Raw genomic sequence first — 15968 nt, 5'->3', positions numbered from 1 at the left:
CCCACACCAGCGATCGTAAACGGTCACAGTGCGTAGCCGCCCAGACAACCGAACCCGTCCACCCACCGGCACGGTTAATGTGCCCGGCCCGCCACGCACACCAACCCCTTGGAATCATTCATCTAGGTGCGGGTTCGACGGCTGCGTCGGGTACTCGGGCTGGTGACGCATGAGCATCCGCGTCCGGCCGGGCGTGGAGACTCGGCACACTGAGCGAAACAGGTAGGATAAAACCTACGGTTGACTTGTAGGCAAAGTCCTACCTATAGTGGCCGGCATGACGATTTCCCAGATCAGGACCATTACCGCGTTCGTCGAGGATCAGGACCGGGCCAAGCGGTTCTATACCGAGGTGCTCGGATTCACCGTTCGCGGCGACCGGGTGATGGGGACGAACCGATGGCTGGAGGTCGCGCCCGGAGAGTCGGGAACGGCCATCGTGCTGCACAAACCGTTTCCAGGCGCGTCCAGCGGGACGCTGGCGGGCGTGATCCTCGACAGTGACGATCTCGACGGCGTCGTCGCCCGGCTGCGCGAGGCCGGGGCGCAAGTCGAGGGACCCAGTGAGATGCCGTGGGGGCGGCAAGCCACCTTCGCCGATCCGGACGGCAACTCCTTTGTTCTCTCCAGCGCGAAAGACTCGTGATCGCCGACTGCTCGCGGTACTCGGCCGCACCAGGTCGGGCAAGACCACTCCGGTGCGCGTGCTGACCCGCCCCCGCAACACGATGCCGCCGCCACGATCGCCTGGTGCGCCGGTATCCTCGTCGTCGCCGTCGGGGCCGCCTCGGCCTTGTTCCGGCGGCGAGGACTCCGACCGAGCGAAGGCCCGATGCCGCACCGTCTGAAATCCACGACCGCGGACCGCGTGTTCGGCGCACTCGCCAACCCGACCCGACGCGACATCCTGGACCTGCTGCTCGACGGCGAGCGGTCGGTCCAGGAGATCGCCGAGCGTTTCGATATGGCGCGGCCCAGTGTCTCCGAGCATCTCAAGGTGCTGCGGGACTGTGGTCTGGTCAGCGAGGAGAAGCGGGGACGACATCGCTACTACCGCGTCGAGCCGGACCCCCTCCATGATCTGCAGTCCTGGCTCGACCCCTTCGAGCGGTTCTGGCGTGCCCGCATGCGCGATCTGGGCGCGACGCTCGACGCGATGCCCGACGAATCCGACGACAGGACGGAACCCGATCGGTGACCGACGACCTCACCACCATCGAACTCGAGCATTTCTATCCCCATCCACCAGCCAAGGTGTGGCGCGCGCTCACCACACCGCGGCTGATGGCGCAGTGGTTGATGGAACCGGAGGGCTTCGAACCGGTCGCGGGCAACCGGTTCCGCATGCACGCGAAGCCCATGCCCGCGACGAAGTTCTCCGGCGAAATCAGCTGTGCGGTACTCGAGGCCGTCGCCCCGAAACGCCTCCGCATCGCCTGGGACGACGCCACCTCCGATACACCAACCGGCTGGACCGTCACCTGGGATCTACGTCCCGAGGGGCACGGCACCCGGGTCTTGTTCAGCCACACCGGATTCGACCCCGACAACCCAACCGCCCAACTGGCCCGCAGCATCATGCGCAACGGCTGGCCCGGCACGCTCCACCGCTTGGGCGCGGTACTGGACGACGAGTAGGAGCCGGAGCCGCTCACTTCCCGCGCTGTTGTTCAGTGCACTGCTCCCCACGGCCACATCGAGCCGATGGCCGCGCGGCATTGCTAGCTGGGCGTCGGGGCCAATCCATCGTCAAGGAAAGCGCGTTTCAGCGGAGATGCGCGAGTATCGCGGTGGCGACATCGGTCCCGATTGCGCAGGTGTCGAGTGTGGTGCCGCCGTATACACCGGCCTGGACGGTGATCTCGACGGAAATCGAACCTCCGGAGTCTACGGCTACCTCGGTCTTGCAGCCGCCGTTCTTGCCGTCGGAGCGAGACTCCCTGATCTGCACTGCTCGCCGCCCGTCGACGGTGGTCTGCGTCGCGCCAGCTTTGGGCGGCAGGAGTGACGTCCGGTCGGACGACGGATGCGGATGGAATCCGATACCGAAATCCTTTGTCATCCAGAAGCAGCCGTTCGGAGCTCCCGGTATTTCGTACCCCGTGACGGTGACCTGGAATCGCTCGGTGTCCTCGGTGTCCAACGCAGTACACGGTCGAACCGCCAGTTCGGCGAAGTTTTGCACCGCCGGCGTCGTCCGTTGCGAAGTACCGGTCGGCGACGCCTCCGATCCGGCCGCGGTGCCGTTCGTTTCGCAGGCCGTGACGGCACCCACGACGACGAGCAGCCCGGCCATGCCGAGTGACAGTCGACCGGCCGGGCGGCGAGAGCGCAAACCGTTCAGCATCCTCGAGTTCCTCCGAATACATCTACTGGGTACCGGCGATCCTCACCGGAACCCCGGTGCGTAGATACCCACTACATGTAGCGAATCGACCAACTCTTCATGACTCGGCGGCAACGTAATGGCGGAGGTACATGGGCGACCAAAGGCAAGCACCGAGTGCCTGTCATTCGGCTTTCACTGTCCAGAACTCGAGTTCCGCATGAGCTTTCGCAGTCTCCACATCGCCGGCACCATTGCGGCGTTCACGACGAACGACCAACTCGGCGTATAGATCTCGCGCGCCTGCCGGATCTCCGGCGTGTCCGGTCCACCTCGCCAGGCCCTCCAAGGCGAGCAAGGTGTCGGGATTGTCCACACCGTACAGGCGGGTTGTGACCTCCAGTAGGTGCGCGGCCAGGTCGCGAGCCGGTTGCGGGTGACCGCTCATCCCGTACCAGTAGGCGAGGTTGTTCATCGTGACCAGGGTCGCGGGGTGCTCGACGCCGGAGATGTCCTCGCGATCGGCAACCACCCCGCGGAGCAGGGCGACCGCGGAATCCGCGTCACCGGCAACGCCGGTCCACCAGGCGTGGTTGGCTCTCGCCCACAGGGTGTCGTTGTGTTCGGGTCCCAGCACGCTCAGGCAGAGCGGCACGAGGTCCTCGAGCATCTGCGTGGCCCGCGCCGGGTCGCCGGACTCCCCGAGGAAACGCGCGTACTGGTCGCGGCTGCGCAGCACGTCGGGATGCTCGGGGCCGAGGACGCGTTCGAGATCGGGCAGGAACTCCGCGTAGTGGCGGCACGCACCGGCGATGTCCCCGGACTGGCCGGTCCAGAACCCGAGGTCGGCTCGGATTCGCAGTACGGCTGGGTCGTCGGGGTCACTCACGGCCGACTGCAGGGGCAGCAGTTCCGTGAGCATCGCGACCGTGCGTTCCGGCTCTCCCAGCTGGCCGATCCAATTGGCGAGCTGCACGCGGTGATCCAGTGTCTGGGGGTGATCCGATCCGAACACCTCGGTGCAGCGCGCGACGAGTGCTGCGTACATGTCCCGCGCGGCATGCGGATCGCCCGCGTCGCCGGTCCAGCGAGCCAACCGTGCGCGCGCGGTGAACAGGTGCGGATCGTCCGGCGCGAGCGCGGCTTCGAACGCGGTGTGCCATCCGGACCAGGACAATCGGTTGTCGCGTGCTCGTCGCCGAGTGTCCACGCGATCCAGGAAGGCGATGGCGCGCTCGGGGTGCCCGGCGGCCAGATGATGTCGTGGCGCGGCCGTGTAGGCGTAATCGTCGATGTCCGGACCAGCGAGATCGCCGAGCGCCGACGCCAGCGCGGCGTGAGCGGCAACCTGCGAGACCGTCTCCGCCGTCGCCGCGGTGAGCGGGCCGGTGAATGCCTCGTGGGTCAGCCCGATGCGTTCGTCGTCTCGTCCCGGCTGCCCGCGCGCGACCAAGATGCCGAGATCGACAAGGGTGGTACGCAACAGAGGCAAGGACACGCCGTGGCCGAGTTCGGTCATGGCCGCGGCGACGAGCCGAAGCGGCGCCACCGGGCCGACTCCGATCGCGGCAAGCAGGCCGGTGACAGCGGAGATGGCCGATGGGGCGGCGGGCTGCCGGTCGAGGGTGGTGCGAACCCGGTAGCGAACCAGCGAGTTCAGGTCGGTCCCGTTCGCCGCGGCACCGGCCTGCCGCCAGTCGATCTCTCCGACGAGCCGGGGAAGCAGCCAGCCGCCCAGCCCTGCGGCCTCGTGCCCGTCGAGCGACAACGCCGCCGGAATCTGGGCGTCCGATCCGCTGAGCTCGAGCAGGATTTCCGCGATCGGCGGAGCATCGATGGGAAAGACATGCGCGTGGGCGAGCTCTTCGCGGTGCTCGACCCCGGTGCTCGAACGCACTCCGACCACGAGCCGGACGTGCCGGAGACGGTCATCTGTGGTCAGCGAATGGATCGCGGCGAGAATACCGTCGCGGCCGCTGGGTGCCGGCTGGTCGAGCCCGTCGACGATGATGCGGACCCGTCGTGTGTGCGGCATCTTGTGCAGTGGACGCAGCAGCTCGATCTCCAGCGCGTCGAACCGGTCGCGATCGGTGAGTTCGTCGACCACGGCGCGGCGAGCCTCGTCGAACACGGAGCCGAACCGGACGCTCAGTTGCGCCACGATCTCCCGGCACATCGACTCCACGGTGCTCGCGAGTTCGAGAAAGACCGCCGCGGAGACGAAATCCGCGGTGAACGAGACGGATTCGCCCACCGTGTCCGGCCGGACCAACAAGGCCAGCAGTGTCGATTTGCCCGAACCAGCCGGTCCGACCACCGCTTGCAAGCGGTCACCGCCGGATTCGACCATCGTGGTGATCGTGTCCAGGACAGCCGGGGTCGCCACCACTTTGCGAAGCAGGTGATCGACCAGACCCGTGGCTGGTCTTCCCCGCACGGCATCCCGGTTGCGGGCGACGTTCGGCAGGAGCCAGAGTCCGCGGTCCTGGGGATCGACTTGCGCGCCGTTGAAGGACAGATGGCGGGGGGTTTGGAAGGGGCAGGCATGCGCTATGGGGTCGCGAACGTCGCCACACAGCAGGTTCGTTCCCCTGCTCGGGAGTCCGCTGTCGAACGTGGTCAACAGGGTTCGGGTGAAACATCCGGAATATGCGCTGCCTGCTCCCGACGCGACGAGCAGTTCCATTCGGCCGTCGGTCCGTTCGAGGATGTTCAGCCAGCGCTGGCCCGCGCCGGTCACCCCCGCCCCGGCCTCGCACGCATCGACCAGAACGATGAGCCCGTCCAGGAATCGGGCATTCGCGTACTGTTCCTTGACCACCGATACCAGGTGCATGCTGTTGTCGGAGTCCAGCGGTTCGTCCTCGGTGGGCACGCCCGGTGAGTCGTGGGCCAGCAGATAGAAGTCGTCGTCGACGGTGAGACCGTGGCCGACGAAGGCGAGCAGCAGCGTCGCGTTCGCCTTTCCGGCCGACCGGAACGCCGCTTTGACCGTCGATTTCAACTGTGCCGCAGTGGGATTCAGAAGCAGTCCGGCTCCGTCGACAGGCAGCCAGTGACCGCCGGCGGTAAGCGCGGTATGCAGGCGCCCGGCGAGATCGGCCGGGAATCCCAGATGTGGAAGCCGCTCGCATTCGGTCCCGATCACGAGTGCCAGCCGCTTGGCCATGTGGAAACTATCGGCTACCGGCGCGTGTGCCGCAAGCGGATGCGATCCGTACGCTCCGGGCAACCCGCGCCACTGCGGGCGCATACCGACTCACCGTAAGGCAGCGGCCGACGTCAGTCCCGAACGTTCGATACGCGACACTGTGCGCGATGAGTACCAAGCGGAACGGCAGGCAGCGACAGTCGAGGCCGTCGAACCGGCGGGCGATAATCCTGAACGCCGCGGTCGACGCCTTTACGCACGGCGGCTATCACGGGACGTCGATGGCCGATATCGCGGCGAAGGTCGGCATCTCCGCGACGGCGCTGTACCGGCATTTCCGCAACAAGCAGCAGCTGCTGGGACAGTGTCTGCTGGTGGGGCTCGACGACACCCTGGTCCGGCTGGACGCCGCGTACCGCGCCGACAAGTCCGGTGCCGCGGTGCTGGCCGCACTGGTGCGGGTGGCGCTCGAGCTGCGCGGACTCCCGAGGCTGTGGCAGCTCGAGTTCCGCAACCTGACGGCCGCCGACAAGTCCGCTGTGCTGGTCCGCGTCTCGCGGATCACCAGATACCTGCGGCAGACGATCCGCGCGCGCCGTCCGGAGCTGAGCACAGCGGATGTCGAGCTGCTCAGCTGGTGCATGCTGTCGGTATCGGTGAGTCCCTCGTATCACCGCGCCGAGTTGCCCGCGCCCGCCGCCGCGGAGGTGCTCGACGCCGCCATCGCGGCCGTGATCTCCACTCCACTGCCCGAGTATCCGGATGGTCGGGCGCCGACCCGACCGGCGCGTACGGATGCCGGCAACACCGAGCTCGACCGAGCGCTGCGTTCGGAACGAATGCTGGCCGAGGCCGCTCGACTGTTCAGCACGCGAGGCTATGCCGCCGTCGGCATCGAGGACATCGGCGCAGCGGTGGGGGTCACGGGGCCTGCTTTGTACCACCACTTCTCCAGCAAGGCCGACCTGCTGGACCAGATCGTGCAGCGACAGGATGAATGGCTTCGCCTGCTGCTGGCCCGGTCGATCGCCGAGGGCGGCAGCGCCGAGGGTTCCATGCGATCACTCATGCGCAGCTTCGCCCAGCTGGGCGCCGACGAACCCGATCTGCTGGCCATCACGATCAGCGAGACCAGGCATCTTCCCGTCGACGCGGTGCAGCGATACCGGCGCGTGCGCCTGGACTGCATCGCCCAGTGGGGCCGCATGGTGCAGACCGTCCGGCCGGAGTTGTCCGCTCCAGCCGCGCGCGTGCTGATCCGCGCTGTGGTCACGGTGGTCATCGATGCCGTCCGCAACCCACGCTTCCGGCGGCGGGTCGACCTCGTCGACGTTCTGGTGGCGATCGGCGAGCGGATCGAATCGGCGCCGGTCGGCGGCCGAGTTACCGCATAGTGATTTATGACACTTAGTGGTCGTTAACTTATGTCAGCCAATCCCCCGCTATCAGCGGATTAAATGCATTCGGACGTCCGACCATTAACTTAGTGGTCATTAACATGAGGTTGCTTTCGGGCAATCCGTACCGCACAGTGTGCCGTGGGTGATCACCTATCCGTGCGCCCTACCGCATCCCTCGCCGATACAGCGGCCGGTTTCTCGAAAGGCATTTGGCCCGTGAGCCATTACAAGAGCAACGTGCGCGATCTCGAGTTCAACCTGTTCGAGGTGTACGGACTCGACGCCGTCCTGCAATCAGGAGCATTCGGCGATCTGGACGGCGACACCGTGCGGTCGATGCTGACCGAGGCGGCGCGCCTGGCCGAAGGACCGGTCGCCGAGCCGTACGCCGAGACCGATCGCAATCCCCCGGTTTTCGACCCCGCCACCCACTCGGTCAGCCTGCCGGAATCGTTCAAGAAGGCTGTGCGCGCCTGGTACGACGCGGACTGGTGGCGCGTGGGCAAGACCGAGGGGATCGGCGGCGTACCCGCTCCCGCCATGGTGAGCTGGGCGATCAGCGAATTCGTCCTCGGCGCGCAGCCTGCGGCCTACATGTACCTGACCGGCACGATCATGGCGCACATCATGCACGGCATCGGCACCGAGGAGCAGCGGCGCTGGACCGAGCTCATGGCCGAACGCAACTGGGGCGCCACGATGGTGCTCACCGAGCCCGACGCCGGTTCCGACGTGGGCGCAGGCCGCACCAAGGCGGTCCAGCAGGAGGACGGCTCCTGGCACATCGAGGGCGTGAAGCGCTTCATCACCTCCGCCGACGCCGACGACCTGTTCCCGAACATCATGCACCTGGTGCTGGCTCGCCCCGAGGGCGCGGGACCGGGCACCAAGGGCCTGTCGCTGTTCTTCGTGCCGAAGTTCCACTTCGACCACCAGACCGGCGAACTCGGTGACCGCAACGGCGTCTTCGTCACCAACGTCGAGCACAAGATGGGCCTCAAAGCCTCGGCCACCTGCGAGCTGACCTTCGGCGGCCACGGCATCCCCGCCAAGGGCTGGCTGGTCGGCGAGGTGCACAACGGCATCGCGCAGATGTTCAAGGTGATCGAGGAAGCCCGCATGATGGTGGGCACCAAAGCCATCGCCACGCTGTCCACCGGATACCTCAATGCGCTCGAGTACGCCAAGTCCCGTGTGCAGGGCAACGACCTGACGCGAATGGCGGACAAGGCGGCACCGAAGGTGACCATCACCCACCACGCCGACGTGCGCCGGTCGCTGATGATGCAGAAGGCCTACGTCGAGGGCCTGCGCGCGATCTACCTCTACACCGCCGGCCACCAGAACGACGCGGTGGCCCAGCACATCTCGGGTGCCGACAGCGAGCTCGCCGCCCGCGTCAACGACCTGCTGCTGCCGATCGTGAAGGGCGTCGGTTCCGAGCGGGCCTACCAGTACCTGACCGAGTCGCTGCAGACCCTGGGCGGTTCCGGCTTCCTGCAGGACTACCCGATCGAGCAGTACATCCGGGACGCGAAGATCGACTCGCTGTACGAGGGCACCACCGCGATCCAGGCGCAGGACTTCTTCTTCCGCAAGATCGCCCGCGACCGCGGCGTCGCGCTGGCCCACGTGGCCGGAAAGATCCGGGAGACCGCGCAATCCCCCACCGGCAACGGCCGACTGAAGGCCGAGAAGGTGCTGCTGGCCACCGCGCTCGAAGACGTCCAGGACATGGCGGCGCGGCTCACCCAGCATCTGCTCGCCGCGCAAGAACATCCCACCGAGCTGTACAAGATCGGGCTCAACTCGGTGCGGTTCCTGCTCGCCGTCGGCGACCTGCTGGTCGCGTGGCGGCTGATCGTCGCCGCCGAGATCGCCCTCGCCGCATTGGATTCCGGCGCCGATGAGCAGGATCGCGCATTTTACCAAGGCAAGGTCGCGGTCGCGTCCTTCTTCGCCAAGACCGTCCTGCCGCATCTGAGCGCCGAATGGTCGATCATCTCCGATGTCGACATCAGTGTCATGGAGCTCGACGAAGCCGCGTTCTGACATCACGGAGTGCGCCTATCGCCGGAGCGTCCATCTCGGCAATAGAACCACCAGCACAGCAGTGGCGTTGCCGTGGCAGGCAACGCCACTGCTACGGCCTTGGCCGAGCCTCTACCCTGGGTCGCCTGGAAGCTCGCGCATCAGGACATCGAACTGTGGGGCGTCCGGCCAGGATGGGCGCAGCCATCCCACCCTATTCCAGCCCCATCGCCGATAACGCTCGTATGCGCGCTCGTTGTCCGCTTCAACGAGCAGTGTTGCGCGCTGTTCGGTTCTGGAGCACAGCAATTCGTCATGCAGAGCGTGTGCAATGCCCTGGCGTGCATACTCGGCGCACACCATGATCTCGCTGAGCCCGAACGTGCGCGTGCCGTCCTCGGTAGTGAACTCCTCGATGTCGCCGCTGTCGAGATGTAATCCGGTCCACCATCGCGCGTTCGGGGGCAGCGGCCAGCCCCAGATCTGGCCCGCGGGCTGACCATCTACTCGCGCACACAGATACGCGAATCCGCTGTTACGGGGATCGGTATAGGAATCGAACCGACGCATGAATTCCGAGGGCGAATCGAACGGATCTTCGGAGGCGATGGCATCGACATACGAACGGCGGTAGATATCCTCGACCATCTGGCGTCGGGAACGTGCTTCGGCAGCGGTGCAGTGCTCGAACTCCAGGCCCTCCGGCAAGCCGGTCATGCGGTGATCGCCTTCTGAGCCAGGGAGTCGTACAGGTCGCGGAAATCCGCACCGGCGGGCAGTTGATCGACCGCTGTCCGAACCGGCGCGAGGCGACGCAGTGTGCGTGTCGACGCGATTGCGGACAGGTCCACCAAGGCCGGGTATCCATGCTCGAGCGCGCCACTGACATCGCCGAGACCAGCCCTCGTCGCGGCCGACCATGCGCGGACGATCGTGGCGTTACGCATTCCTGCGGGTCGGTCTACGGCAGCCGCGTACAACTCGACAGATCGACTCAGCTCACTCAGGTCAGCGTAGCCGCGGGCCTCGGCTGACGCGAGTTCCGAGTGAGTCACGAATCGCAGCCATTGCGGAACCTCCTCCAGCGGCTCGAACTGCATCGCCTGGTCCAACTCACGCCATGCTGTCGCAATAGCGCGGGTGAACGCCATCCGGTCGCCGAGCAGACCGTACGCCTGCGCTTCACGAACGGCGACCAACGCATGGATTCGACCTGGAGGCCGACCACGCATCAGGTTACGGGCACGATCGGCCAGTTGCAGCGCCTTGTAGGGGCTTCCGCCCAGACTGGCACGCGCAAGAGAGCAGGATTGATTCGCCGCATACAAGCAGGTGTGTGCGATGAGGTCATTGTCGTTGGCCTCGGTGCCGAGCGCCATGGCGTCGGCAAAGCACCGGCGCGCAAGTGGGTGCCGATCCGCGTCGTACGCTAGCCACCCAGCCAGCACCGCGAGTTCTCCGGTCGCCCTGGTGAAGGCGTTCCCAGTAGAGGGATCGAATGTACCGGTCTGGAGCCGGTCTATGGCGTGCGTCAGCTTCTCGACGGCAAGATCAACCAACTCGGCTCCGCCGGTGCGCTGATCCTCCTGATCGAGTGCATCGACACCAGCCAAGAGCCGTTGCACGTCGCCCATGCCGATTCGGCCGTGACTTTCGGGGATGAAGATCGTGACAGCTCCGGCCGTAGCCAACTTGCCGAACTCACGCCGCTTCACGTCGTCCTCGATTTCCCACGCAGCAATCCCGAGATCACTTGTGTGCGGTGGCTCGTCTGCGCCCGAGACCGCAGTGCCGCTGAGAACAGGATGCCCGTCCGGGAGCGCGGATGCACTCGCGAGTGCGGCCCGGAACCGTTCGAGCTGGCTGGCGTTGAGCCGGCCGAGTTGCTCGTCGAGTGCGGCTGCTGACTTGCGCACGATCGGGCGATCGGCCGATGTCTTCTGTTCCCACTTCTGGATGGTCTCGACGCTGAACCCGAGGATCTCAGCAAATTCCTCCTGCGTCATTCGCAGGGCGGCCATGCGCAGCGCTCGAACCTCGGTTCTCGTCCATTTCTCGATGACGATCATTGGCCACCCCCTTGTACCGCGCCTGCAACGTCGGTACGGGAAGAGTACAGCCTCCGTACGAGCTTCGTGCCTTGGATCACATGCCGAGCGCGGTGACGCTAGAGGAGCCCCGCCTCCGGATGGATGTGCCCCTCATCGGCTCCCCGGCGGCGGATGCCTACATCAACGGAACACAACGCGCACAGGGGGTATCGACATGCCCGCGGAACTCACAGTCGTCGTAGTCGTCGGATCAGTCTTCCTGGTTGCCTGGCTGATCACCGGCGCCCTCCATCGGCACGGCCCTATCGACATCAGCCTCGACGACGAGGGCATGGAACGCCTAACGCACGACCCGCACGCTGCCCCGACACTCCCCTATCCGGTGGACGAGGCGCATTGGATCACGCAGGAGCACATCGACTGTGACGCGATTTCCTGCGCCGCGAAGGGCGCTGCGATCCGCGTGCTGACCGAGGCCGGACGCATGAAACCTGCGAGGGATGTCCTGCAATCCGGCGACGGCACATGGTCTGTCGTCGGCCCGGACGGATGGCCGGTCGAAATCCGCTCCTACAGCGAGTCGGCAGACACGCCGCGCGCCGCCGTTACCGACACCGAGATGTCATCAGACGGTTTGCCGCAGCGTGCACCGTTCATTGGGCCGCCGATTCCCGGATTCGGGCAGCCAGCCGAGCTGCTCGAACTTTTCGCAAAAGCCTTGCGCGAGTGGGCGGAACCACATGATGCGGGTCACCACGCCTGCAGCGTCGCCGAGCCGCCGCGCTGAAAACCACGCACGGATCCCGAAACTACGAGCTGGACGCCCTGATAGAGGAGCCGATTCCTTTGATCGCAGGTGCTCGAGTGACCAGCCCTCAACAACCCGGACACTGCCGGAACGGGAGAAACCAATGATCATCGCCACCGCGATCCGCACCGCCGTGCTTACCAGCACACTGGTGCTCGGCACAGCCACCATCGCCCACGCCGAACCCGCCCATACCGCGAAGGATGAAGTGGTGTGCTTCCCGCACGCCATCGAACCGCGCAAGAACGGCCATAACTCGATCGCGTCGATCTCGTACGGGTTCAAGGTGCACTGCACCGGTCGGCCCTCGCTGCGCAGCGTCACCACCAAGCTCTGGCGGTACGATGCCTCGGACGGGAAGCGGCATCTGCACGCCGAACGCACCGACGCCTCGACCGACCCCGACGTGGAAACGCTGTACTCCGCGTCATGCTCCAACGCGGGGATCCTGTACGGCTTCCACACGCAGGTGATCGTGAACGCGTTCAACGGCAACTGGGACCACGGCGGCGACAACAGCGCCACCATCTCCGCGACCTGCTGACACGACAGGGAAGGGCACAGCCAATGGACACTCTGGACCATCCAGCGGTCGCCGTGGCGCTCGATGCCCTCGCGGATGCCGACCGGGACCTCACCGCGGTCAGCGTTGTCGTCCGGGATGACATCGCCGCTGTCGTCATCGACGGCAACCAGGGCCGATACATTGTGTTCGTTCACCCCGACGGCGACCAGTGGGCGACGCACGGAACCATGTTCGGCGCACCCCGGCCGTCTGGGCCCCGGAACGACCGCACCTCGAGCTGGGAGCCGTTGCAGCGACTCGGCACCCGGTTCCGGTCCGTCACCGCCGACGAGTCCAGCGAAGGCTGGTTCGCGGTGATCGGCCGCGCCGCCCACGACGCGGTATCCCTGACGGTGAGTTCCTCGCTGGAGAAGCACGTCGCACCGATCGGAGCGGATGGTTTGGCGTTTGCGGTCATCCGCGCCTACGGCAGCGAGGAACCGCACATCACCGTGACCACCCGCGACGGACGGGCGATCACAGCCGGGCCGCTCGCGGCATGATCCGAAGCCCGACCCACACCGCGCGGGTCGGCGGCAATGCGGAGCCCGCCACGATCCACCACAGGTGAGTCAGGGCAACGGCACTCACCGTTCCCACCGGAGGGTGTGCCCGGCCATGACCACCGCCTGGTGCGAGTCCACCGTGTTCGCCGATGCCGAGCGCGCCGCGCCGACCTGGCCCGCGAATCAGGCCAGATGGGCGGCGATGCCGTCGAGTAGCTTGCCGAGACCGAATTCGAACACGCCCCCGGCGACAGCACGCGTACCGCGGTCGCCGGCGGCACCTGCGGTCAGCATGGCCATCAGCGCCGGGTACCGCTCGGGCTGCCCGTAGCGCTGGATCATCTCCGGAGCGAGCGTGGGGCCGACGTGGCCGGCTGCCTCGCGGCCCAGTGCCGGGTCGATCTCCAGGCGCGCGACGCCGCCGACGAAAGCGTCGACGGAGAAGATCACGTCGGCCATGCATCCGATGGCCGGGGGCTTCTGCGTTCGCTGAACAGCCGCGCTGCTGGTCGTCTAGCATTCCACTGTGCCGTCGTACTAGTGGATGGGTGGCGTTTGTTCCTCCCCTCCGAGTCGGCATTTCGTGGCCCGGTCCTGACATTCCGGAGCCATCGACGATGAAGGTTGCCTGAGCTCCAGGGCAAGAATTCCAGCAATTCATCGAGCTGAACTATCTCGTTGACGCGGCCGCACCGCGTGCATCGTTCGGACAACAAAGGCCGCCGGTGGCCAGGTCCATCCGGCAGGACGGAGGACCGAGGAGATGGCACTCGAGGAGTACCGGCGGGGAACGGCATTTCCCGGCACCATCGGGCGAACGATCGATGTGTCGAGTCCCGCGTGGCCCGAACCGGTGCGTGCGGTCCCGGGAGCGCCGAACCTGCTGTTCATCGTGCTCGACGACACCGGATTCGGTCAGCTCGGCTGTTACGGCAGTCCCATCTCCACACCGCATATCGACGGCCTGGCGGCGGGTGGACTGCTGTACAACAACATGCACACGACGGCACTGTGCTCACCGTCGCGGTCGTGCATCATCACCGGGCGCAATCACCATGCCAATGCGATGGCGGGCATCACGGAAATAGCGACGGGATATCCGGGGTACAACGGCAACATTCCGTTCGAGAACGGATTCCTCTCCGAGATGCTGCTGCAGCACGGCTACAACACCTACATGGTCGGCAAGTGGCACCTGGTGCCATCGGAGCAAGAATCGGCCGCCGGTCCCTATGATCGCTGGCCGCTCGGCCGAGGTTTCGAGCGGTTCTACGGCTTCCTCGGCGGCGACACCAGCCAGTGGTATCCGGACCTCGTTTACGACAACCACCAGGTCGAGCCGCCCACGACGCCCGACGAGGGCTACCACCTGACCGCGGATCTGGTCGACAAGGCGATCTCCTTCATCGCCAGCGCGAAGCAGGTCGCGCCGGACAAGCCGTTCTTCTTGAACTTTTGCACCGGGGCGACCCACGCACCGCACCACGTGCCCAAGGAGTGGGCGGATCGTTACCGAGGCGCATTCGACGATGGCTGGGACGCGTACCGCGAGTACACCTTCAACCGCCAAATCGATTTCGGCGTCGTACCACCGGACGCCCGGCTCTCCCGCCGCGATCCGGATGTGCCGGACTGGAATTCCTTGTCGCCTGACACGCGTCGCCTCGCCGCGCGAATGATGGAGGTCTACGCCGGATTCCTCTCCCACACCGACCACCACATCGGACGGTTGCTGGAGTTCCTCGAGCAATCCGGCGAGCTCGACAACACACTGATCATGCTCGTCTCCGACAACGGAGCCAGCGCCGAGGGCGGTGTCACCGGGACCACGAACGAGCTGCAGTTCTTCAACAACGCCCCGGAACCGCTGGAGGACAGTCTCCGAGCCATCGACGAACTCGGCGGCCCGACCACGTTCAACCACTACCCGTGGGGCTGGACCTGGGCGGGCAACACGCCATTCCGGCGATGGAAGCGCGAGACCTACCGCGGTGGCGTCAGCGATCCGTTCCTGGTCCATTGGCCTCGTGGCATCACGGCGCAGGGTGAGGTGCGAACCCAGTACGCACACGTGATCGACATAGTTCCGACCGTCCTCGACGTGTTCGGAATCGAACCACCGGCCACCATCAAAGGCGTGTCCCAGTCCCCGCTGCACGGTGTCAGCTTCGCCCACACATTCGACGACGCGACTGCGCCGACCCGGCACCACACGCAGTACTTCGAGATGCTCGGCCATCGCGCGATCGACCACCACGGTTGGCGGGCCGTGTGTCCGTGGCCCGGGTCCTCCTTCGCCGAGGCGGACCAACCCTTCGGCAGCCCCATCACCGCGGACGATCTCGGCAAGTTGGACGCCGACCACTGGGAGCTGTACCACATCGCCGAGGACTTCGCCGAGACCCGCGATCTCGCCGCCGAGCACCGCGACAAGCTCATCGAAATGATCTCACTGTGGTATGTGGAAGCCGGCCGATACGACGTGCTGCCCATCGACGGCAGCGGGCTGCAACGGCTGCTCGTCGAGCGCCCGCAGATCACCCCGGCCCAGACCAGTTACACGCTGCGGCCGGGCACCGAGACGCTGCCCGCTGCCGTCTCCCCACGGGTGTTGAATCGCCCGCACAGCGTCACTGCCGATGTCGAGATCCCGCCCGGCGGCGCCGAAGGCGTCCTGCTCTGCCAGGGCACCAACGTCGGCGGCTGGTCGTTCTTCGTCAAGGACGCCCGACTGCACTACGCCCACAACTACGTTCGGCGCACCACGCACCGCGTCTCCGCGACGGAGACCGTTCCCGAAGGCCGCCACGAACTGCGCTTCGAGTTCGAACCCACCGGTGCGCCCGACTTCGCCAACGGCAAAGGCACACCGGGCCGCGCCCGGCTCTACATCGACCGCAGCCTGGTCGGCGAGGCCGATTTCCCGTTCATCACTCCGGTCGCGTTCAACCCCGGCGGGATGACCTGCGGCGCCAACCCGGGCTCTGCCGTGACACCCGACTACCAACCGCCTTTCCGGTTCAGCGGCACACTCCACACCGTCGTCGTGGACCTCTCCGGAGAGCTGATCACCGACATCCACAGCGAGATGCGCATGCACATGGCCAGGCAGTAGGGCCACCGCCGCAGG

General features: G+C 66.2%; 14 protein-coding genes. 9 read left to right on the top strand and 5 right to left on the bottom strand.

Annotation, left to right across the window (positions count from 1 at the left end):
* Window positions 1-277: 277 nt before the first annotated feature.
* The 3 genes from IU459_RS31105 (at window position 278) to IU459_RS31095 (ending at window position 1638) form a co-directional block, all read left to right on the top strand.
* The gene (locus IU459_RS31105; RefSeq protein ID WP_195133167.1) at window positions 278-646 is read left to right on the top strand and encodes a VOC family protein; all 369 of its coding nucleotides are present in this window, start codon (window positions 278-280) and stop codon (window positions 644-646) included.
* A gap of 186 nt (window positions 647-832) precedes the next feature.
* A complete protein-coding gene (locus tag IU459_RS31100; protein WP_195133166.1) occupies window positions 833-1198 on the top strand; it encodes an ArsR/SmtB family transcription factor in 366 nt (121 codons plus the stop codon).
* Window positions 1195-1638: an SRPBCC family protein gene (locus IU459_RS31095; protein ID WP_195133165.1), complete on the top strand. Its 444-nt coding sequence runs from the start codon at window positions 1195-1197 to the stop codon at window positions 1636-1638. The genes IU459_RS31100 and IU459_RS31095 overlap by 4 nt, the downstream gene beginning before the upstream one ends.
* Window positions 1639-1765: 127 nt before the next feature.
* Here the strand turns inward: IU459_RS31095 and IU459_RS31090 are convergent, their stop codons facing one another.
* Together IU459_RS31090 and IU459_RS31085 are read right to left on the bottom strand one after the other, a co-directional pair.
* Window positions 1766-2347 carry a DUF3558 family protein gene (locus IU459_RS31090; RefSeq protein ID WP_195133164.1) on the bottom strand — a complete coding sequence of 194 codons (582 nt, stop codon included), beginning with the start codon at window positions 2345-2347 and terminating at the stop codon, window positions 1766-1768.
* A gap of 163 nt (window positions 2348-2510) precedes the next feature.
* Entirely contained in the window at window positions 2511-5495 is a 2985-nt protein-coding gene (locus IU459_RS31085; protein ID WP_195133163.1) for a tetratricopeptide repeat protein, read from the bottom strand.
* A 149-nt stretch (window positions 5496-5644) separates the two neighbouring features.
* Here IU459_RS31085 and IU459_RS31080 point away from each other — a divergent pair, with 149 nt between their 5' ends.
* Together IU459_RS31080 and IU459_RS31075 are read left to right on the top strand one after the other, a co-directional pair.
* Window positions 5645-6871 (top strand): TetR/AcrR family transcriptional regulator, encoded by a 1227-nt coding sequence (locus IU459_RS31080; RefSeq protein WP_195133162.1) that lies wholly within the window; start codon window positions 5645-5647, stop codon window positions 6869-6871.
* Window positions 6872-7093: 222 nt separating this feature from the next.
* Entirely contained in the window at window positions 7094-8929 is a 1836-nt protein-coding gene (locus tag IU459_RS31075; protein WP_195133161.1) for an acyl-CoA dehydrogenase, read from the top strand.
* 111 nt (window positions 8930-9040) lie between these two features.
* Here the strand turns inward: IU459_RS31075 and IU459_RS31070 are convergent, their stop codons facing one another.
* Window positions 9041-9625, bottom strand: coding sequence for a GNAT family N-acetyltransferase (locus IU459_RS31070; protein WP_195133160.1), 585 nt, complete (start codon window positions 9623-9625; stop codon window positions 9041-9043).
* Entirely contained in the window at window positions 9622-10977 is a 1356-nt protein-coding gene (locus IU459_RS31065; protein WP_195133159.1) for a helix-turn-helix domain-containing protein, read from the bottom strand. Before IU459_RS31065 ends, IU459_RS31070 begins: the two co-directional genes overlap by 4 nt.
* Before the next feature lie 364 nt (window positions 10978-11341).
* Between IU459_RS31065 and IU459_RS31060 the strand changes: the two genes are divergently transcribed.
* The 3 genes from IU459_RS31060 to IU459_RS31050 all read left to right on the top strand — a co-directional run bounded on the left by IU459_RS31060 (window position 11342) and on the right by IU459_RS31050 (window position 12835).
* On the top strand, window positions 11342-11746 hold the full coding sequence (locus IU459_RS31060) for a hypothetical protein (RefSeq protein ID WP_195133158.1): 405 nt from the start codon (window positions 11342-11344) through the stop codon (window positions 11744-11746).
* Window positions 11747-11870: 124 nt separating this feature from the next.
* Complete coding sequence (locus IU459_RS31055; RefSeq protein WP_195133157.1) at window positions 11871-12311, top strand: hypothetical protein; 441 nt, start codon at window positions 11871-11873, stop codon at window positions 12309-12311.
* A 23-nt stretch (window positions 12312-12334) separates the two neighbouring features.
* Window positions 12335-12835 (top strand): hypothetical protein, encoded by a 501-nt coding sequence (locus tag IU459_RS31050; protein ID WP_195133156.1) that lies wholly within the window; start codon window positions 12335-12337, stop codon window positions 12833-12835.
* Window positions 12836-13021: 186 nt separating this feature from the next.
* On the opposite strand, the gene IU459_RS31045 is transcribed toward IU459_RS31050, so the two are convergent.
* The gene (locus IU459_RS31045; RefSeq protein WP_195133155.1) at window positions 13022-13297 is read right to left on the bottom strand and encodes a hypothetical protein; all 276 of its coding nucleotides are present in this window, start codon (window positions 13295-13297) and stop codon (window positions 13022-13024) included.
* Window positions 13298-13601: 304 nt separating this feature from the next.
* Here IU459_RS31045 and IU459_RS31040 point away from each other — a divergent pair, with 304 nt between their 5' ends.
* On the top strand, window positions 13602-15953 hold the full coding sequence (locus IU459_RS31040; RefSeq protein WP_195133154.1) for an arylsulfatase: 2352 nt from the start codon (window positions 13602-13604) through the stop codon (window positions 15951-15953).
* Window positions 15954-15968 lie beyond the last annotated feature (15 nt).

This window comes from Nocardia amamiensis (genome assembly GCF_015477605.1).
Classification (GTDB): domain Bacteria; phylum Actinomycetota; class Actinomycetes; order Mycobacteriales; family Mycobacteriaceae; genus Nocardia; species Nocardia amamiensis_A.
This window is presented reverse-complemented; position numbering and strand designations above follow the sequence as displayed.